The organism is Bergeyella anatis, from assembly GCF_036016955.1.
Taxonomy (GTDB): Bacteria; Bacteroidota; Bacteroidia; order Flavobacteriales; family Weeksellaceae; genus JAYWXI01.
The window spans coordinates 199,627-219,018 of record NZ_JAYWXI010000002.1 but is presented as its reverse complement, the minus strand read 5'-3'; the positions used below and the strand labels follow the sequence as shown (position 1 = coordinate 219,018).

The window sequence follows — 19,392 nt, the reverse complement described above, 5'->3', positions numbered from 1 at the left end:
GTTTTAAACTTCTTGCAATTCTACCATTTTTTTAAATCTTTCAGATTTATTCAATAACTCACCAAAAGTCCCATGATTAATAATCTCCCCTTTTTCCATCAGATATACTTGGTCTACATTTTTGACAGTGGATAATCTATGAGCAATAATAATCATTGTAAACTTACCTTGTAGCATATCTATACTTTCCTTAATATGTTTTTCCGTTTCAGAATCCAAGGCAGAGGTCGCCTCATCCATCACCAATAACTCAACCTCTTTATAAAGTTCTCTGGCAATAGAAATCCTCTGTTTTTGTCCTCCTGAGACTAAAATACCATTATTACCCAATCTTGCATTTTCTTTGTTTTCTACACCCTCCACAAAAGTCTTCATAGAAACCATTTCCATGGTATTCCAAAACCGCCCTATGTTCTCAGGTGTTTTCTCTGCCCAAAAAGTTACATTATTAAAAATACTATCATCAAATATCACAGGTTCTTGAGTGATGTAGCCTACCTTATCTCTAAAACTATTTAGATTGCTCTTATATAAAGAAATACCGTCCATAAAAACCTCTCCTTTGTGAGGTGGTAACAGACCACAAAGCACATTAGCTAGAGTTGTTTTACCTGCACCACTCTCTCCCACCAAAGCTATAGACGACTTTGGACTAATACTGATATTAATATTTCTCAAAATAGGAGTTCGCCCATATGTAATGCTAATATCCTTTGTATCAATAGTACTAATATTTTGAATTTCGCCTTGCAATTTTGGCTCTTGATAACGTTTAAATTCAGAAAGAATAAACTCTACCGATTCTAAACCTGCAGAAGTTCGCATAAAATTATTCCAAGAGTTTTGCATACTCACCAAGTGAGCTAAAGCTCTATAAAACAGAAGCAAACTCACTAAAATAGAACCAAAGCTTCCTCCCATAACATTTACCTGAACCAAAATAACCATTGCAATGATAATGATAATCATAGGTTCTCTTAAACTCTCTGCTATCGCTCCTATTTTCCCCATTCTAAAGTTAAGATCTTCCGATACCCAAATATTATCTTTCAATTTTCTCTCGTAAGTTTTAAAATAATTTGTGGCTTTTAAATACTTAAAGTTATTTATTGCCTGAATAAGATTACCATTAAAGTCATGCCCTACAAAAGACTGCTTTCTTGAATATTCTTTGGTTTTCTTGTTGATATATTTATAGAAAATATTGGTTAATCCCCCTCCTATACCTACCATAATAGCAAATTGCCAATTGGATAAAAAGGCTAAAACCACATAGGTAAGTAGCATGACCACATGCTGAATACTTACAAAATAGGTAACCATAGCATTAACCAGTTTATCAACCTCCCCTATCATATTATTTTGAATCCTTCCTGCATCCAGCTTGGTAAACCCCTCATAAGATAAATCCTTAAAGCCTGACAGTAAATTCCATCTTATTTTCCGTATGGCTACTAGGCGTATTTTGGTAAAATAAATTGTCCTTATGTAAAAAAAAATGCCTTTCAGAACGAATAAACTTATCATCAACCCAAGAGCTGTGGCAAGATTAAGTTCAATTCCTAATTGTTTGATTCCTGTAACCAAAAACTCTAATTCTCCTAGAGACTCATTATTAGTCGTACTTCCTGTGGCAATAGACAACAAAGGAACAAACATGGCTAGACCCAAACCGTCAAGCAATCCGACTAAAAAATTAATGATGAGGTAGCCATAAATATGGATTCCCACAATATTCTGAAAATACCTGAAATAGCCTAATGTCGAAATTTTAGCAGCCTCCTTTTTTTCCATGCGTTCCAAATAGTCTTTACCCTTAATTTATCGTTTTTCTTCCGATACTCTTGTAGAAAAAACCGTGTTGCTGAGGGATTTCCAACGGAAACATATTACGCCCGTCAAAGACCACTTTATTTTTCAGTTTTTCGGCCATTTTTTCAAAATTCGGGTTTTTGAACTCGGGCCACTCCGTGGCAATCAAAAGTGCGTCCGCCCCTTCCAATGCGGTATACATATCTGGAGCATAAGTAATCTTATCCCCAATGAGCCGTCGCACATTTTCCTCCGCAATCGCATCATAAGCCACCACGGTCGCTCCCTTTTCCGTAAGCAAACGGATATTATCCAAAGAAGAAGCTTCACGAATATCGTCTGTATTAGCCTTGAAGGCCAGTCCCCAAAGTGCAATTTTTTTCCCTTTCAAATCGCCTCCGAAGTACTGCTCAATCGCCTCCACCAAAACAATTTTCTGCTTTTGGTTAACCTCCTCTGTAGCCTGCAATATCTTAAAATCAAAATCCTCCTGCTTTCCAGATTTAATCAACGCTTTCACATCTTTGGGAAAACAGCTTCCACCATAGCCGATGCCCGGAAAAAGAAACCGATGCCCGATCCGGTCGTCACTTCCCATTCCCAAACGCACCTTGTCCACATCCGCTCCTACCTTCTCGCAATAATTGGCAATTTCGTTCATGAAGGTAATCTTTACCGCGAGGAAAGAATTGGCCGCATATTTCGTAAGTTCCGAAGACTTTTCATCCATGAAGATGATTGGCACACCGGTATTGGTAAACGGTTGGTATATCGTAGCCATGATAGCCTTAGCCTGCTCCGAACGCGTACCCACAACCACTCGGGCAGGATTCATAGAATCCTCCACAGCAAAACCCTCTCTCAAAAACTCGGGATTGGATACCACATCGAAAGGAATTGTCGTCCGGGAGGCAATCACCTCCGTAACCCGTTCGGCCGTCCCTACCGGAACCGTCGATTTGTTTACAATCACTTTATATTCCGTCATAAGGGCTCCAATCTGCGAAGCCACCCCCAAGACGTAAGACAAATCTGCCGAACCGTCTTCTCCCGGCGGCGTAGGTAACGCCAAATAAACCACTTCGCTTTTGTCCAAAGCCTCCTTTAGATCTGTCGTAAAAAACAAACGACCGGCTTGGATGTTGCGCAGAAACATCTCCTCCAAATTCGGCTCATAAATAGGAACTATGCCGTTTTTCATCTTTTCCACTTTTGCGGCATCCACATCCACGCAGTACACCGAGTTTCCAAGTTCCGCCAAAGTTGTTCCTGTTACGAGCCCCACATAGCCCGTTCCTACAATCGTGATATTCATTCGTGTTTTCTTTGTATTTACTCGGTACAAAAGTACTAAAATATCCCCAATACCTACTGATTTATCGCCGTTTTCCTCTTTTTCCGTGCTTACCCTATCCCTCTTTCATTCCTATTGGTTAACTTTGCAACCGATCCTCACGCGGAACCCGAAAAACAATGAATTCTTCCAAAAAGAAAATCCTGATCCGAATAGGCTCTCTTCGGCACGGCGGAGCCGAAAAAGTATTGGTCACATTTCTGAAAAACCTCCCGAAAGACAAATATGAAATCGACCTTTTACTCAACCTTTATTCCGGGAAATACCTCCCCGAGGTTCCTTCATGGATTAACGTGCTATACCTCAACAAAGGGGAAATGATTACCACCAACCGCATTCAGGATCTTCCCATAAAAGCCTTCCGGGTGGTCTACCAAAAAATCCTGAAGCGATTCCCCAAGCTTCTGTACCGCTTTATCCTGAAAAACAAAGTTTACGATATTGAGTTCGCCGCCATTCATGGTCTTCGGGACGACATTCTCCACTCGCCCCTGCATTCTTCGAAAAAAATCGTTTGGATTCATAACGATCTTCGAAAAACCGAATTCCACCACTACACCGATGAGGAAATTCGAAAATTTTTCGGTTTCGACAAAATCATGGTCATTTCGGAACACCTCCGAAGCGACTTCGAAAACCTCGCCAGAACCGATTCCGAGCGCAGCAAAATCGTCCGCATCCACAACCCATTGGATACCGAGGAAATTTTATCCAAAAGCACGGCCTTCAATGCCATTTCCTCGGAAAACGACGCCAACCCCCCAACATTTGTCTCGGTGGGCACCGTCTTTCCCCAAAAGGGATTCGACCGCCTGCTCAAAGTCCATAAAAGACTCTTGGACGACGGCTTCCCGCACCGTGTCAAAATTATAGGCGACGGCTACGATTTCGACCATATCAACCGTCTAAGAAAAGAGCTAAACCTTGAGGACACCACGGAAATGACCGGTTTCACAGAAAACCCCTATCCACATTTCAAAGCCGCAGACTTCTATGTTTTAAGCTCCCGCTACGAGGGCTTTCCGACCGTTCTGTTCGAAGCCCTAACCTTAAAGAAAAATATCATTGCCACCGACGTCTCCGGTGTTAGGGAAATGCTCGAAAACGGGCAACTGGGCCTCATTGTGGAAAACTCGGAAGAAGGCCTCTACCAAGGGATGAAGCAAGCGCTCTCCGCCCCAGAAACCTTTTACCAATACGCCCAAAACCTCCACGGATACACCATGCCCTTCACGCTAAAAAATTCCGTCCAAACCATCATGAACGTTTTGGACCACTTATAATTTTTCTCGCTATCTTTGCGGTATGGCGACAAACTCACCGACCATTATCCAAAAAGATTTTTACCGCGAAAGCGGCCAATGGCTCTCTCCCTTGGGCGTGCTGAAAAAATGCATCAACCCCAATCTGCATTACCTGTACCTGCTACGAAAATGCCAGCAGTCATCCAAACGCTCCATCAGAGGTTTATTTTGGCGGCTTCTCTTACGCCGGTACCAAATCCGCTATGGTTTTCAAATTTATCCCGAAACCCAAATTGGCGAGGGGTTCTACTTAGGCCATTGGGGAGCGGTGGTCATCAATCCCAAAACCAAAATTGGAGCTAACTGCAATGTCGCTCAAGGCGTAACCATTGCCCAAGCCAACCGGGGAAAAAACAAAGGCGTTCCGACCATCGGAAACGAGGTATGGATCGGCCCCAATGCCGTAATCGTAGGTAACATCAAAATAGGCAACGACGTTCTTATCGCGCCTAATGCCTACGTCAATACCGACGTCCCTTCCCATAGCATTGCCATGGGAAACCCTGCTCAAATTATCCCGAAAGAAAACGCCACCCTCGACTACATCAATCACAAAATAAAACCATTAAAACATTAACCAAATTTTTTCACTCATGCCAAAATCCTACGAAACCATCTTTCAAAACAACGAACAGTGGGTACTCCAAAAGCTAAATGAAGACCAAGATTTTTTCAAAAAGTTGGCCGAAGGGCAGTCCCCCGAATTTTTGTACATCGGTTGTAGCGATTCCCGCGTAACCGCCGAAGAACTAATGGGGTTGCAACCCGGTGAAGTTTTCGTCCACCGAAACATTGCCAACGTCGTCAATACTTTGGACATGAGTTCCACCGCCGTCATCCAATACGCCGTGGAACACCTGAGAGTAAAACACATCATCGTATGCGGCCACTACGGCTGCGGAGGGGTAAAAGCCGCCATGACCCCGGAAGACCTCGGCCTTCTGAACCCTTGGCTAAGAACCATTCGGGACGTCTACCGCCTGCACCAAAAAGAACTGGACGACATCAACGATATCAACCAGCGCTACCGAAGGCTAACCGAACTTAACGTACAGGAACAGTGCATCAACGTCATCAAAATGGCGGCCGTCCAAGAGCGTTATATCATCGACCAATTCCCCATCGTGCACGGCTGGGTTTTTGATATCGAAACCGGAAAACTAAAAGACCTCGAAATCGATTATCTAACCATCCTGAAAGACATCCAAAAAATTTACGACCTGACAAACTCCGACTGGCTGCACCTCCACCGGAAAAACCAAAAGTGATTTTTGTCACAATTATAGATTTTCGGTATTAAATTTTGTTAAAATTTAGATTTCATCTATTTTTAGGCTTGGTTTTTGCCAAGCCTTTTTCTATATTTGTGTTTCTTAAACCTTGCGTTTTTTGTGAATCGGATTCTTAACATATTGGTTTTGATGCTATTCTTAAACTCCTTGGCTCTCCCTTCGTTGGCCGGGGTTTTGGATATGGATCTTCGACAAACCAATACCACGGTTTCCGAAGAAGAGATTCATCACGGCTCCTGTGCGGCTTTTTCCGAAAAAACCCTACCGAAAACACTATACATCAAAGATTTTATCGGGTTTTGGGCTATGCTCAGCGTATCTTCCGTCTTTGTTTCCTTAGACGAAAAAATCTTTCATAATCCGTTCTATTTTATCCTCTCCCCTCCTCCGGAGTGGAAAGCTCTTGCTTAAATTTTCAGCTAAGTCTTTAATCATGCTTCTCCCCTCTTTGGGAGAGCGTCCCATACGGGCCTTATCCCTAAAAAGGGTTAGGCAAGTTTCAACACCTTTCCTTTTAGATTGAAAGTCAATATTTTATAGAAACTATTTATAATTACCATAATGAAAAAAGCAACAAATTTAATTGGAGGAATTAAAGAAAATTTTCCTTCCGGTTTAGTCGTATTTTTGGTCGCTCTTCCCCTATGTTTGGGAATTGCACTAGCTTCTGGCGCCCCACCTTTGTCTGGTGTTGTGGCGGGAATCATCGGAGGGATTATCGTTGGATACCTCAGTAACTCCCACATTTCCGTATCGGGTCCCGCAGCCGGATTAACCGCTATTATTTTCGGTGCCATAACCAAACTGGGCTCTTTCGAACTTTTCCTTTGTGCCGGAGTAATTGCCGGAATCATCCAGTTGGTTTTAGGCTTCGTACGAGCCGGTAGTATTTCGAACTATTTTCCCAATAACGTAATCGAAGGAATGTTGGCCGGTATCGGAATCATCATCGTGCTAAAACAAATCCCACACGCTTTGGGCTACGACTCCGATTTTGAAGGCAGCGAAACCCTCTTCAACAACGGTTACAGCATAGAAGCCGTTTCCACCTATCTGAGCAATATTGCCTCCTCCATCCAGCCCGGCGTGGTCATCGTAACCTTAGTCTCCATGGCCATCCTATTGGCTTGGGATCATATTCCGGCATTAAAAAAGCTAAAACTGCTCCCCGGAGCATTAGTGGCCGTTATTGTAGGTATTCTATTGAACGCCTTCTTCATCAGCAGCGGTAGCAGCTTGGCCATCGGGGAAGACCATTTGGTCAAACTCCCTGTACCTACCTCCCTGAATGACCTCGGAGCCATGGTAACGTTTCCTGCTTTTGAAGGATTCTTAAATCCACAAGTGTGGATCGTAGGGGCTACCATCGCTATTGTGGCCTCTATCGAAACGCTACTTTGTATTGAAGCCGCCGACCGCATGGACACCCGCAGAAGAATCACCGACACCAACCTCGAACTTCGCGCGCAGGGCATCGGAAACTTGGTAAGTTCATTTATCGGCGGACTGCCAATGACCTCGGTGGTCGTTCGTTCCTCGGCCAACGCCAACGCCGGAGCCACCAGCAAAGTATCCGCCATCATCCACGGGGTTTTGCTCTTAATCTGTGCCCTAACCATCCCGTTCTTACTCAACAAAATACCACTGGCAACCTTAGCTGCCGTTCTTATTTTGGTAGGTTACAAATTGGCCAAGCCGGCAACCATCATGCACTTCTGGCACAAAGGAAAATACCAGTTTATTCCTTTCATCGCCACCGTGGTCGCCGTAGTCGCTACCGACTTGCTTAAAGGCGTGGGTATCGGTATGGCCATCGCCATCTTCTACATCCTTCAAGGTAATATGAAACGGGCTTACTATTTCAGCCGAGAAGAACTAAAAGAAGCCGACGAGGTCAAACTCAGATTGGCCGAAGAAGTCTCTTTCTTGAATAAAGCAGCCATCAAAAAGACCTTAAAAAACATCAAACCCGACTCCAAAGTCATCATCGATGCCCGCAGCACCTCCTATATCACTTCGGATGTGATTGAACTAATCGAGGACTTTGCCAACATTCGGGCAAAAGAAGAGAACATTACCGTAGAACTCTTGGGCTTCCGAACGTCTTACAAAGACTACGAAAAAGACCAACACTCCCACGTCGTCATCAACCACCGAAGAGCGATGTAAGACCGTGAGGACTGATTAATAAAAATCAAATCTAAATTTTTCAAACAATTCTTCACTTTGCCGGGAATCCTATTGGGTTTCCGGCAAAGTGAGAGTCAAAAAATGAAAAAAGAGAACTAAAAACTTACTTAGGTATCAAAATCACTAAATAATAAAAGAAAACATGAAAGCACACACTTCAGAAACCCAGGCCACCATTACACCGGAAAAAGCCATTCAATTTCTTAAAGAAGGGAATGACCGATTCGTTAACAATCTGAAAATCAACCGAAACCTTTTGGAACAAGTCAACGACACCACGGAAGGTCAATGGCCCTTTGCCGTTATTCTGAGTTGCATCGACAGCCGTACTTCCGCAGAGCTGATTTTCGACCAAGGGTTGGGGGATATTTTCAGCATCCGTATTGCCGGAAACTTTGTCAACCAAGATATTTTGGGCTCCATGGAGTTCGGATGTAATGTAGCAGGCTCCAAACTAATCGTCGTATTGGGACACAGCAAATGCGGGGCCCTGAAAGGAGGATTGGATGCTGCCAAAATTGAGGACTTAGGAATGGATAACCTCAACCACCTCATTTATCATTTCGACCCGTTAATTGAAGACATCCTAAAGGAAGACGAGGAAAGAACCTCCCTAAACGCCGATTTGTTGGAAAGACTCAATGTGCACAACGTGAAAAAAACCATTGAAGATATCCGCCACCAAAGTTCCACCTTAAGAAAATTGGAAAAAGAAGGAAAAATCAAAATCGTAGGCGCAAACTACGATGTGGAAACCGGAGTGGTTACCTGGCTTTAATCTCATCATTCAAAAGGCCGGTAATTGCCGGCCTATTTCAGACTATATAAAAATGAAAAAATTAGCACTGCTTTTGGTTTTTGTCGGAGGCCTTTTTTCTGCCCAGAAAGAAAATTTCGATAACGCTTGGTTTATGTATTTCGGCAATCAGGCTCTCTCTCCGAAATGGAACTGGTGGACGGAAGCCCAATTCCGTAACGAAAATCCCCAAGCCTCCCCCCAACAAATCCTACTAAGAACCGGTGTCGGCCTTAACCTTTCCGAAAACAACGATAACCTGCTTTTGGGCTACGGCTACATTACCAATTACGGAGACGGTGACCTTCGCCGGCAAACCTCTTCCGAACACCGCATCTACCAGCAGTTCATCCATAAATCGAAATGGGGAAAAGCATTAATCCAACACCGCTTCCGTACCGAACAGCGGTTTCTCGACACCAATGACTTCAGACTAAGAGGCCGGTATTTTTTAGCCGCAAACCTCCCCTTGTCCAAACAAGGCATGGAAGCCAAATCCACCTACCTTTCGGCCTATAACGAAATCTTTATCGTACCCGAAAGCCGAGTGTTCGATCGAAATCGGATTTACCTCGCCCTAGGTTACGTCCTTAACAAAAACACCCGGTTTGAAATCGGCTACATGGACCAAACCGTCATCACCAAGGGGCAAAGCCCTTTCTCGCCGAAACAAAACCAAGGTCAAATCCAAATCGCTATATTCAACACCTTGAATCTATCCCGATGAGAACGTTTTTTGTCCTGATTTTTTCTTTTTCCGTACTTTGCCACGCGCAAGAGAAAGACAGTCTTTCCCATGAACGGAAACTGGATTTGGAATACATCCACCAAGTCGAAAACCCCAAAAATCATCCCCCAAAAGTCCTACACGCCGAACCACTTTACATCGACCTGATCCGCGATTTGGGCGCCAGAAAAGGAGAGAAAGAATGGAACGCCGGTTTCGGCATCACCGATAAAAACAATTACGACAAATACGAAGGCCTCGTCGAATACGAATGGGCGCCTATCGACCGTTTGGGTCTGGAGGTGGAAATTCCCTTCTCCATTTACTCCAAAAACAACGATGGCTTCAAACCAGATAACGCCATCAACAGTTTAAAAATGGCCGCTCAATACACTTTCCTGGTAAACGAAGAAAAATCGACTTCGCTGGCGTTGGGCTACATCCACGAATTCGAGCTCAATACCTTTAACAACATGAAGAATGAACGTTTTTTTACGGGAAACGTCTTCAATCCTTTTTTCGTGGCCGCCAAACGCTGGGGAAACAATTTCCACACCCTGCTCTACACCGGACCGGTCATCGAGCAACATTTCTCGGACCAAAGCTGGCATCATACCCTGCAGGTAAACAGCAACGTTCACTACATGATTTCGGGCACCAGAAACTTTATTGGTGTGGAGTTTAACAAAGAATTTTACCGCAATAATTTCGACATGGTCATCCGACCTCAAATGAGATTGGTCGTCAATAACGAAATCATGCTGGGTATTGTCACGGGAATTCCCGTAAGCAAACACAACGAGCGCTTCAGCTCGTTCCTTAGGCTCATTTACGAGCCGCCACACCGTTAGGCTTTTTTCTATTTTTATAAATAGATTCCCGCCGGGGCTTTTCTGTGAAGCCTCGGCTTTTTTTATCTCTATTTTCCGTTGAATCCCGTCATGGCATTCTGAATCCCAGCAAACACAAACGCCAAAGAAGCCTTCGAAAATTGCTCGATTCTCTCTCCCAACTTCTCCTTCTCTTCGTCGGTCCATTCGCCAATCACATAATCCACCTGCCGTCCCTGAGCAAAATTAGCCGAAATGCCAAAACGAAGCCTAGGGTAGTTTTGAGTCTGAAGCTCCCCCTGAACACTCTTCAGTCCGTTATGCCCTGCATCCGAACCTTTCATTTTCATCCTCAACGTCCCGAACGGCAAAGCCAAATCATCCGTAATAACCAAAAGATTTTCCAAAGGAATGTTTTCTTTCTGCATCCAAAATTTAATGGCTTTCCCCGAGAGGTTCATATAAGTATCCGGTTTCAAAAGCAAAACTTTCCGCCCCTTGTATTTGCCCTCCGCCAGCCAACCGAAATTAGCCGTTTTAAAAGGAGCCTCTATCGTTTCCGCCAGCTTTTCCACTACCTTAAAACCAATATTATGACGAGTGTTTTCGTATTCTGCCCCTTTATTTCCTAGTCCTACAATAAGATATTTCACGTGTATGTATTTTCTTTGAGTTTTGGGTTCTAATTCGCTTTCCGTCCGAGAAAACACCGCAAAAGTACTGAAGTTTTCGTAATCTATCCTTCAGAAAATCGTCCGTCGAAATTACTTCCATCGGACGACCAATTCCAATAACAAATTCCTGCCCTTCAAAAAAAAGCGTTATTCTTCCTCCTCGGTTCCTACTTTTGCTTCCAACTGCTTCAGCCTGTTCCAACTGGCAAAACGCGAAGGTTTAATGGCCTGCCCCGATTTAGCGGCAAACACCCGAGTGAACTCCGCACCGAAAAAAACCAACATGCAAGAATAATTAATCCACATCATCACCAAAACAATCGTACCCGCCGTCCCAAATGTAGAAGTAGGCTGAAACGAAGTAAAATAATAACTCAATATAAACTTACCCGCCGTGAAAAGTAAAGAAGTAAGCAACGCTCCTGGCCAAACCAAACGCCACCCCAACTGCACATCCGGCAAAACCTTAAACATAAACGCAAATACCAACGTCGTCAAAATAAACCCCGCCGAAAAGTTAACAATCTGCATGAGATTATACGTTTCAAACCCCAGACTATGAGTAATATACCCATTGAGAAAACTAACAACCGAAGAAAAAATCATGGTAATGGTCATCAGAAACCCGATAATCAGGATCATCCCAAGAGAGTTGGCTCGGCTGAGCACAAAATTAATTAACGCTTTCTTTGGAGCCGGCTCAATGCTCCAAAGGTCATTCAACGATTTCTGCAACTGAAAAAAAAGCGTCGTCGCCCCAAAAACCAATGAAAAAACCCCTACGGTTTTCATCAAAACATTATCTTTATCAATAAGCGACCCGGCCACCATCTGCTCAATACTCTGAGCCGCCTCGTAGCCCACCGCTTCGCTAATTTGATGACTGATTTCCCCACGAATGGCTTCTTCGCCGAAGAAATACCCCGCCAACCAAATAATAATAATCAATAAACCCGGAATCGAAAAAATCGCATAATAAGCAATACTCGCCGAATTACGCATGGCATTGGACGATGCCCAGTCCTGAGCCGCTTTCAATAAAACCTCCCACAAAAATTTCACTCGTTTAGTCATCTGTTTAATTTATTAGAATGGATAGCCTATGGCTATATTTAACATTAAATTATCTCTTCTCCAAGCGGCATTGCCGAAATCAATTTTATCAAACATCCAGCGGTCTTTTTCTTCATAATAAGGAACCCTAAGCGGCACAGCCAAATCCAGCCGAAGAATAAGAATAGAAAAATCCAGTCGGAGCCCCAGCCCTGCCCCCACAGCGATTTCTTTCATAAATCGCCCGGAAAACTTCCCTCCGGGGCGGTTAGGATCTTCATTCACCAGCCAAATATTCCCTGCATCCACAAAAGCAGCAGCATTAAGAAAGCGATACAGATTAGCCCGATATTCGGCATTGATTTCCAGCTTAAGGTCTCCCGCCTGATCAAAAAAGAACGAAGTGGTCTGCGTTCGGGGGTCATAACTTCCTGGCCCCAAGGTTCTGGCACGGAAAGCCCGAACACTATTGCTTCCCCCTACAAAAAACTGTCGGGAAAAAGGCATATACTCAGAATTACCATAAGGCAGAGCGATTCCTAAAACCGTCCTTGCAGCGATGCTTTGCTTCTCCGACAAACGGTGGTAAAGACGCAAGTCGTGTTCCATTTTCGCATATTGACTGAAAGGCAGGCGGAAAATCTCTTTCTGCTTCCCGTTTTTGGCATCGGCTCCCATTAAAAGCCCTGTAAGGTTTCCTGCCAAATCCAACATCCCGCGATAGTAAAGCGTTGTCTTTTTCGGAAGCATGGTGTTGGTGTACGTGTAAGCGTACGTCGGCCCGAAAATAAACTGCTCTTCCACCACCCTGCGCAAAGTCGGATAAACCGCCATTTGCACCTCGTATTCGGGGGTGATCTTTTCCGGATAAACCAAAGTCGCCTGCATCACTTTTAAATCGTGCTCCTTCCTCACGTTTTCTTTCCATAAATACCCAAAGGAAGCATTAAAGTTATGCAGTGAGTAAAGTCTTGTGCGACTGTTGTATTCATACCCCAACGAGGCATTGGTTCTCGGAACAAACCCACTGGAAGAAGAAAATCGAAACGGCGCCACCAAACGCGGAATGGATAGTTGGGCATTAGCACCGGCCCGAAAGATATTGTTCCCGTCCCTCTGTCCACCCATCTGCATATCAAATGCGCCATAAAGTGAAGTTTTGAGCTGCTCGGCTCCTCGGAAAATATTTCGATGCGTCCAATTGAGGTTAAGTTCTCCACCGCCATAATTGGCAGAGTTGGTGCGCCCCGTAGTTTCCACCCGCAAAGATTGAAACTCCCGCGGAGTAAGCATATAATAAACATCGAAACGGTTACGCAAGGAATCCGAAATAACAAATTCGTTTTTTACAAACTTGAAAACCCCCAAACTGATCAAGCGGTTAAGCGTCAGGTTATGGTCGCCCCTATTGTAAATGTCCCCTTTGTTAAAGTAAAGTGCACGATCGAAAATCCTCGGTTTGAATTTGTGCTCCGGATCGGCAATATAAAAATCTTTATAAACCTCCAGCGAATCGATATTTGCCGGTACGCGGTACTTTCCTTCGCTCACATGGCGAATATTATAATCGGGAAAAACAATAACATTACCGATGGTAAATTGACGTTTGGCCAACGAAGGCACATTGTCCTTCAGCTTGACGGTAAGTTCCACCTCAGGGCGTTGGTTAACCGTACTATCCGCCTGCACGATGAGGTTATCGGGATGAAAATAATAAAACCCGTTTTCCTTCAGACGGCTGTCGATTCGTTCCCTTTCGGCAATCACCACGTCCAAATCGAAAGGTTTTCCTTTTTTAAGCAAAGACTTGGAAGCCAGTTTTTGGATTTCAGCATTGATTTTGGTCGAGTCTTTGGGAAAATCCACCTCGGCAATACGGTAACGAGGTCCCGTTTTCACCCGATAGACCACTTTTGCCTTTTTGCCCCGGACAAGCGTATCGTAAGACGCCCGAACATTAAAATAACCTTTGTTCTCGGAGTAATTTTCGATAATTGAAGTATTGAATTCCCGATCCACGGAAGACAAAAGCACCGGTTCTTCTCCGACTTTGTTTTTCAGCCAGTGGCTCAATCCTTTTTCTTTTTTGGTGTCTTTCGTGAGGTTCCAAACATACAATTTGGGACGAAGCCCCAGAAAAGAAGCATTGGGTTTCGGGGTTAGATTTTCCTCCAAACGGCTCTTTAATCCGGCACGCTCGGATTTCCCCATCGTGTCATTCTCAATACGGATTTCGGCGCCCGTGTAAAGCAGCTCGCCATCGTTAAGATAGCGGGTGTTACAAGAAGAAACGAGCGATAGAAGAACCAAAGAAAGTCCTCCAGCACATCCCGAAAAAAAAGATTTATTCCCTATTTTCTGCGTTCGCATAATTATTTTTTTTGTAATCCGGTTTTAAGTTTACTTTTCCGAAAAATCGTTTTGAAATCATCATAATCCAAAGTGATGACGAAACTCAACCCCGTTTCTATGATTTGCCCCTGAAGAGCCACTTGGTATTCGTTCTTACGGTAAGCCCTCAGCAGGTAACGCCCGTCTTTGGAAAGACTATAATCCACCGCAATATCCCCCGCAATGTTCGTCATATTTTCGTTCTGTCTGGCCCCACCTTCCAAGCCGAAACTGCTGCCAATCGACACTTTTAAACGGTCATCCAAAAGCCGCTTGCTCAAAGCCACATTCATGTCCGTTCTTTGATTTCGCGAGCCGGTAGAATACTCTTCATAAGAATCGAAATCAAATGTCAAATCCACACCAGCAATCAGGTCGGAAGCAATATTATTAAGCTGCTGAGAAAGAATTTGGCTGACACTTTGTCTGGCCATGGTCCCCGCCGAAACCCCCGATTCGCTCTGGAAAGGGTTTTCGCCAATAAAACGATTGAGCATCAACAAAGCAAAAACCTGTTTATTCATCTCGTTTTCGTTGGTACGGAGCTGCTCCAATTTCATCTTGGTGTCCTCCATAACAAAAGTAGCCACCGAAGGATTTTCATCGTCCGTGGTAATATCAAAAGTAATGACCGGTTTCAGAAGCTCGCCGTCAAGATGGAGAAGCGTATTGAAAGGGATGCGCTGTTTGTACATATTCATCTCCGCAGAGGAGCGTCCCGTAATCTGCTGCTGAACCAAGTCAATCGGTGCCGCATTGGTTTTGTAAACAGCCGTGATATCCAAATTCGCCGCCGTAGGCTCGCCCGTCCAAGTAATGGTGCTCCCTTTCTGTATTTCAAATTTCCTTTTGACCAAACTGAACGACATTTCATAATCTCCTTTTTCCACCTGGAATACCCCTACCAAAGTGGTTTTCCCCGAAGGATCAATCCCTCCCGTAAGATCGGCCTCCCCCTGAATTTTCACAAAATCACCACTGGCTTTATCAATAATCAGAGAGAATTTAGCCTCCTTGTCCAAGCCGATATTCACACTCACGTCCATCCCTTTTATACGGCTTTGGGTATCCAAACTATCCGTTTTTAAGGTTTGGTTCAGGGCCACCTTGTCCTTATCCACAAATTCAAGAATACCTTCCCTGGTCTGTTTGGCCGGAGTGCTTTGTGGCATAACCAATGTGAAATCCGTTTTGTCGGTTACCGCCAAACGACCATCAACCTCCGGAAGCGCCAAGTCGCCACCGATATGCAACGCCGCATCCAAAACCAACACCCCGTACATCATACGATCGTTATCCTCTTCGGAATCCACCAAACGGAAACCGTCCGCATTAACCCCAAGGTCAAAACGGAAGTCCCTATAGTCTTTCGTGTGGATTTTACCGTCCAATACCAAGCGGTTTCCTTCATTGTCATTAAGTGCAAAACGATCGAAAACCATCCCCTCTCCCGTAAAACGGATTTCATCGTTTATATCGGAAAACACACTCCCCGTTTGGGTAATTTCCAAACCGGCATTATTGAATCCCAATGCCCCTCTAAGATTCGGTTCGTTCGCCGTTCCCGTAATGTTAATTTTCCCGGAAAGATGCCCCGTGGCCTTCTGAATAGCGTTTCCGCTAAGCCCCTGCAATGTTTTCATCTGCAAACGATTAATCTTGAGCTGCAAATCGAAAGCATTGTCGGCCAAAAGGTAATCCCCGTTAATTCTCACGTCATTATCAAAACCACTAAGCACTACATCGGCATAAAGCACCTCGGGCGTTTTGGTTTTTACATCCACTTTAAGATTGCCTACGGGACTTCCGAAGACTTTCAAATCCGTCACATCAAGGTTCGTAGTCAGAGCCAACGGTTTTCCAAAATGCTCCACACGAAGGGTACCGTCAATACCGCCTTGGGCCAAAAGAGAATCTTTTCGGATGATGTCCGTAATGGTTTCGATTCGGAAGTTTTGCACCTCCACCGTTAAAGGGCTGTTGAATTTCTGCGATTCGGAATTTACCGCAATGCGGCTTCCATCATGGCTCAAAGTGAAATTTTGGGCAAAAAAGCCTTTTTCTCCAAAATGGATTGCATTGTCTTCGGCAACCTTCCAGTGATCATAATTAAGCTGCAGTCCGTCCGGATTAAGCGAGAGTTTCATCCCTTCTCCCAAAGATTGCAAACGGCCGGCTACAAGAAATTGACGAACCTGTTTTTCATCTTCTGTCGAAAGAGTATACCTCAGGGTATTATCGGATACATCCCCCTTTAGTGCCAAACGATGAACCGCCATGGAAGCGGTTTCCACCTTCGCAATTTCTAAATCGTAAACCAATGCGTTGTCGTTATTGGCCACGTTAAAAGAGCCGCCGCTAATCGTGTTATCCGCATAAGTCACCGAAGGCACGGCTCCGTTGAAATGAAGCCTCTGCCGATCCGCATCGTAACGCCCCTCAAGCCTAATCTCCTCAAAGCGGGTAAGCTCTGGAACAAAACGCCTTAACAAATCATCGTCTTTAAGCACAGCCTCGAAGGTAAAATACTGATTAGGCGCAATTGGAGTAGAACCATCCGTTTTCTGAAAACGGTAATACCGATGGATTGTATTCTGCAAAGCCCCAAAAATCTGAGTAAGTTTATAATTCCCGTCCAAATCGACATCCGCCACTTGCGAACGAAGACTCAAACGGTTGGCGTATTCTTGCGCTTCCGCCGTAATATGAATATCCTGAACGGGATAAACTTCTTTACCATTCGACAAAGCAAAATGGCTTAGGCTTAATTTTCCGTTGAGAGCATCGGGATCAAGACTGCTAAACGCGCCATCAATAGACCCTGCCAAAAGAAGAGGCTCCTGGTAAAAGCCCAAACGATGCAAATCCAATTTTATGATTTGACCTTCAAGAGCAACCGTGGGGCGGTTGTTCTGGTAACGTCCCGATGCAGTCAAATTAAGGTTTGCATTAGGATCATCCGAATTTACCTTAGCCCAATATTGACCCCGATTGACCTTTGCGGACAAAGCCACATTGCGGTAACGGTAACGGTTATAATCGAAAGCCTCAAGTGTTCCTCTGACTTCCGAAACGCCGTTCATCACATCGAAATTCTGCCCATTGGCAAAAATCCTTCCACTAACCATGCCCAAATCTTTGTTTTGAAGAATCGTCCCCAATTGAAAATTTTGAAAACGCCCTTTCACCGTGTAGAGCTCCCTTCCCTTTTCTGCCATATCCACACGAGCATCCAAAACCGCATTACCCAAATTGCTCAGCAATTTAAGCTGCGTATCCACAAACGAAAGCGAACCCTTCGCCCGTCCCGACAAAACCATTTTGGAAGGTAAAGTAAGGGTAGAAGGCAAAGTATTAGCCGGAAGAAGCCCCCGTAAAGTGGCCGAAGAAGTGGAAATATTGCGAAGATTAAGATCGTAGCGGAGTTTTTCCGGATTCATGGCATTTTTAACCGTTCCCGAAACCGCCACATTCAAATCGCCAAGCCCCGAAACCTGAAACGCAGAAATATTGAGGTCGTTAATCTTTCCCTTAAGCCTCGCATCGATATTAAGAATAGCGTTAGGGTACTTATCGAAAGGAGAGGTATGACGCAAATCCGGCGCAAAATAAAGCAAGTCCCTAAAACCAACCCTCGAATCCCGAACCGAAGCCAAAACCCCAACCGCTCCGGGATTGGAAACCAATTGCTCCACCGAATCGTATGTCAAAGTAACTTCATCCCGCAGAACCGTGTAAGGGGTTTCCAAATATAGCTTTTTGAGATAAGCCTTTCGGTCGGCATAGGCAAATTCCGTCTGCAAACGACGGAGATCCAAACCGCCTCCCTCTTTCACCCGAGCCGAACGGATTTCCCCGGTTACCGCACCCTCCTGCATTTGAAAATCGCGAAGGTCAAGATGAAGGTTCGAAAAATTAAGACGGTTAAAATCCATGCCCCTCGTAGCAGGTTTGGCAGCCGTATTTCGGTAAGAAGCCCTGACATTATCAATAATCATCTCGCCCAAAAGCAACTGCAAAGCATTTTCCTCCTCGGCCATGCTTTTTTTCTCTCCGTCGGAAGATGGTTTTTCAACCAAATGAAGACGGGCGTCAATAACGGCCTCTTTCAGCATCACACGGTCTATGTCGTAACGGTTACGGGGTAAATCCATCCCATTAATCCGCGTACTGAGCTCCCCAAAAACAATTTTAGCAAACGTCTTGGTGTTTTCATCACCATAATCGATATTAAAGTCGGTTAACTTTATCTCGCCCAGCGACAGATTCATCGGGTTTTTACGGTTTAGAGAATCCACCTTTTCTTCCACTTTCTTACCGGCTTCTTCCAATAAATCTTGATGGAGCTTCAGGCGAAGACCATCCATGGCAATCGTATTAAGGGCGTACGAATTCTTATCCAAATCAAACGTTTTGACCCTCGTGTCGAAATGCTTGAAATAAACCCTGGTATGATTTCCGGCCTGACGGTCGACAAAAGAAATCCCGATGTCTTTCAGCCGAATCTTATCCAAGGAAATGACAAAAGGTTTGGATTCCGAAGCTTCTTCCTCCTTGGTGGCAAAAGCGTCAAGAATGTAATCAAAGTTAAATCGCCCGTCCGGATGACGAACAATATTGGCCCGAATCCCCTCCAGTTCAATCGAAGTCAAATCCACCGTGTTACTCAAAAGCTTGGGAATATCAAGCCCCACATCGAATTTTTTGGCATAAAGCAACGTGTCCTCCGACTTTCCCTGAAGGTAGAGATTCTCCATTACCAAACTATTGGGAAAGCCCACATAAAACCGTTGTAATTCTACCTTGGTTTGGATTTTGTCTTCCAAATAAACCACCAAACGGTCTTTTATGGCATTCTGCACCGCAGGCAGCCGGAGACTAAGAACCAAAACCACCAAAAGCACAACAAAAGACAATAAGGCAACCGCGCCGTATTTCAGTATTTTTCTAGCGTTTACTTTCAAAAGTG

At 44.4% G+C, this 19,392-nt stretch carries 14 protein-coding genes; 8 read left to right on the top strand and 6 right to left on the bottom strand.

All coding sequences use genetic code 11. The features are described from left to right. Window positions 1–3: 3 nt before the first annotated feature. A complete protein-coding gene (locus tag VQ048_RS02520) occupies window positions 4–1,794 on the bottom strand; it encodes an ABC transporter ATP-binding protein (RefSeq protein ID WP_327610105.1) in 1,791 nt (596 codons plus the stop codon). A gap of 22 nt (window positions 1,795–1,816) precedes the next feature. Beyond that, window positions 1,817–3,127 (bottom strand): UDP-glucose dehydrogenase family protein, encoded by a 1,311-nt coding sequence (locus VQ048_RS02515; RefSeq protein ID WP_327610104.1) that lies wholly within the window; start codon window positions 3,125–3,127, stop codon window positions 1,817–1,819. A gap of 158 nt (window positions 3,128–3,285) precedes the next feature. Here VQ048_RS02515 and VQ048_RS02510 point away from each other — a divergent pair, with 158 nt between their 5' ends. The 8 genes from VQ048_RS02510 to VQ048_RS02475 all read left to right on the top strand — a co-directional run bounded on the left by VQ048_RS02510 (window position 3,286) and on the right by VQ048_RS02475 (window position 10,326). Further along, window positions 3,286–4,449: a glycosyltransferase gene (locus tag VQ048_RS02510; RefSeq protein ID WP_327610103.1), complete on the top strand. Its 1,164-nt coding sequence runs from the start codon at window positions 3,286–3,288 to the stop codon at window positions 4,447–4,449. A gap of 22 nt (window positions 4,450–4,471) precedes the next feature. Further along, entirely contained in the window at window positions 4,472–5,047 is a 576-nt protein-coding gene (locus VQ048_RS02505; RefSeq protein WP_327610102.1) for a serine O-acetyltransferase, read from the top strand. A gap of 16 nt (window positions 5,048–5,063) precedes the next feature. Beyond that, window positions 5,064–5,738, top strand: a complete 675-nt coding sequence (locus VQ048_RS02500) for a carbonic anhydrase (protein ID WP_327610101.1) — start codon at window positions 5,064–5,066, stop codon at window positions 5,736–5,738. A 123-nt stretch (window positions 5,739–5,861) separates the two neighbouring features. Next, a complete protein-coding gene (locus tag VQ048_RS02495; RefSeq protein WP_327610100.1) occupies window positions 5,862–6,173 on the top strand; it encodes a hypothetical protein in 312 nt (103 codons plus the stop codon). 150 nt (window positions 6,174–6,323) lie between these two features. Beyond that, entirely contained in the window at window positions 6,324–7,931 is a 1,608-nt protein-coding gene (locus tag VQ048_RS02490) for a SulP family inorganic anion transporter (RefSeq protein WP_327610099.1), read from the top strand. A 163-nt stretch (window positions 7,932–8,094) separates the two neighbouring features. Beyond that, complete coding sequence (locus VQ048_RS02485; RefSeq protein WP_327610098.1) at window positions 8,095–8,730, top strand: carbonic anhydrase; 636 nt, start codon at window positions 8,095–8,097, stop codon at window positions 8,728–8,730. Window positions 8,731–8,782: 52 nt separating this feature from the next. Beyond that, complete coding sequence (locus VQ048_RS02480; protein WP_327610097.1) at window positions 8,783–9,475, top strand: DUF2490 domain-containing protein; 693 nt, start codon at window positions 8,783–8,785, stop codon at window positions 9,473–9,475. Continuing rightward, window positions 9,472–10,326, top strand: a complete 855-nt coding sequence (locus VQ048_RS02475) for an HAEPLYID family protein (RefSeq protein WP_327610096.1) — start codon at window positions 9,472–9,474, stop codon at window positions 10,324–10,326. Before VQ048_RS02480 ends, VQ048_RS02475 begins: the two co-directional genes overlap by 4 nt. Before the next feature lie 68 nt (window positions 10,327–10,394). On the opposite strand, the gene pth is transcribed toward VQ048_RS02475, so the two are convergent. The 4 genes from pth to VQ048_RS02455 form a co-directional block, all read right to left on the bottom strand. After that, the gene (gene pth / locus VQ048_RS02470; RefSeq protein WP_327610095.1) at window positions 10,395–10,958 is read right to left on the bottom strand and encodes an aminoacyl-tRNA hydrolase; all 564 of its coding nucleotides are present in this window, start codon (window positions 10,956–10,958) and stop codon (window positions 10,395–10,397) included. A 168-nt stretch (window positions 10,959–11,126) separates the two neighbouring features. Beyond that, window positions 11,127–12,053 carry a YihY/virulence factor BrkB family protein gene (locus VQ048_RS02465; protein WP_327610094.1) on the bottom strand — a complete coding sequence of 309 codons (927 nt, stop codon included), beginning with the start codon at window positions 12,051–12,053 and terminating at the stop codon, window positions 11,127–11,129. A 12-nt stretch (window positions 12,054–12,065) separates the two neighbouring features. Beyond that, the gene (tamL, locus tag VQ048_RS02460) at window positions 12,066–14,402 is read right to left on the bottom strand and encodes a translocation and assembly module lipoprotein TamL (protein WP_327610093.1); all 2,337 of its coding nucleotides are present in this window, start codon (window positions 14,400–14,402) and stop codon (window positions 12,066–12,068) included. 2 nt (window positions 14,403–14,404) lie between these two features. Further along, window positions 14,405–19,387, bottom strand: a complete 4,983-nt coding sequence (locus VQ048_RS02455) for a translocation/assembly module TamB domain-containing protein (RefSeq protein WP_327610092.1) — start codon at window positions 19,385–19,387, stop codon at window positions 14,405–14,407. Window positions 19,388–19,392: the final 5 nt, after the last annotated feature.

Bases quoted from the DNA above. Each gene is read 5' to 3' on its own strand.
- VQ048_RS02465 (WP_327610094.1), bottom strand. From the start codon at position 12,053: ATGACTAAACGAGTGAAATTTTTGTGGGAGGTTTTATTGAAAGCGGCT.
- VQ048_RS02520 (WP_327610105.1), bottom strand. From the start codon at position 1,794: ATGGAAAAAAAGGAGGCTGCTAAAATTTCGACATTAGGCTATTTCAGG.
- VQ048_RS02485 (WP_327610098.1), top strand. From the start codon at position 8,095: ATGAAAGCACACACTTCAGAAACCCAGGCCACCATTACACCGGAAAAA.
- VQ048_RS02500 (WP_327610101.1), top strand. From the start codon at position 5,064: ATGCCAAAATCCTACGAAACCATCTTTCAAAACAACGAACAGTGGGTA.
- VQ048_RS02510 (WP_327610103.1), top strand. From the start codon at position 3,286: ATGAATTCTTCCAAAAAGAAAATCCTGATCCGAATAGGCTCTCTTCGG.
- VQ048_RS02515 (WP_327610104.1), bottom strand. From the start codon at position 3,127: ATGAATATCACGATTGTAGGAACGGGCTATGTGGGGCTCGTAACAGGA.
- VQ048_RS02475 (WP_327610096.1), top strand. From the start codon at position 9,472: ATGAGAACGTTTTTTGTCCTGATTTTTTCTTTTTCCGTACTTTGCCAC.
- VQ048_RS02490 (WP_327610099.1), top strand. From the start codon at position 6,324: ATGAAAAAAGCAACAAATTTAATTGGAGGAATTAAAGAAAATTTTCCT.
- VQ048_RS02480 (WP_327610097.1), top strand. From the start codon at position 8,783: ATGAAAAAATTAGCACTGCTTTTGGTTTTTGTCGGAGGCCTTTTTTCT.
- VQ048_RS02505 (WP_327610102.1), top strand. From the start codon at position 4,472: ATGGCGACAAACTCACCGACCATTATCCAAAAAGATTTTTACCGCGAA.
- tamL (WP_327610093.1), bottom strand. From the start codon at position 14,402: ATGCGAACGCAGAAAATAGGGAATAAATCTTTTTTTTCGGGATGTGCT.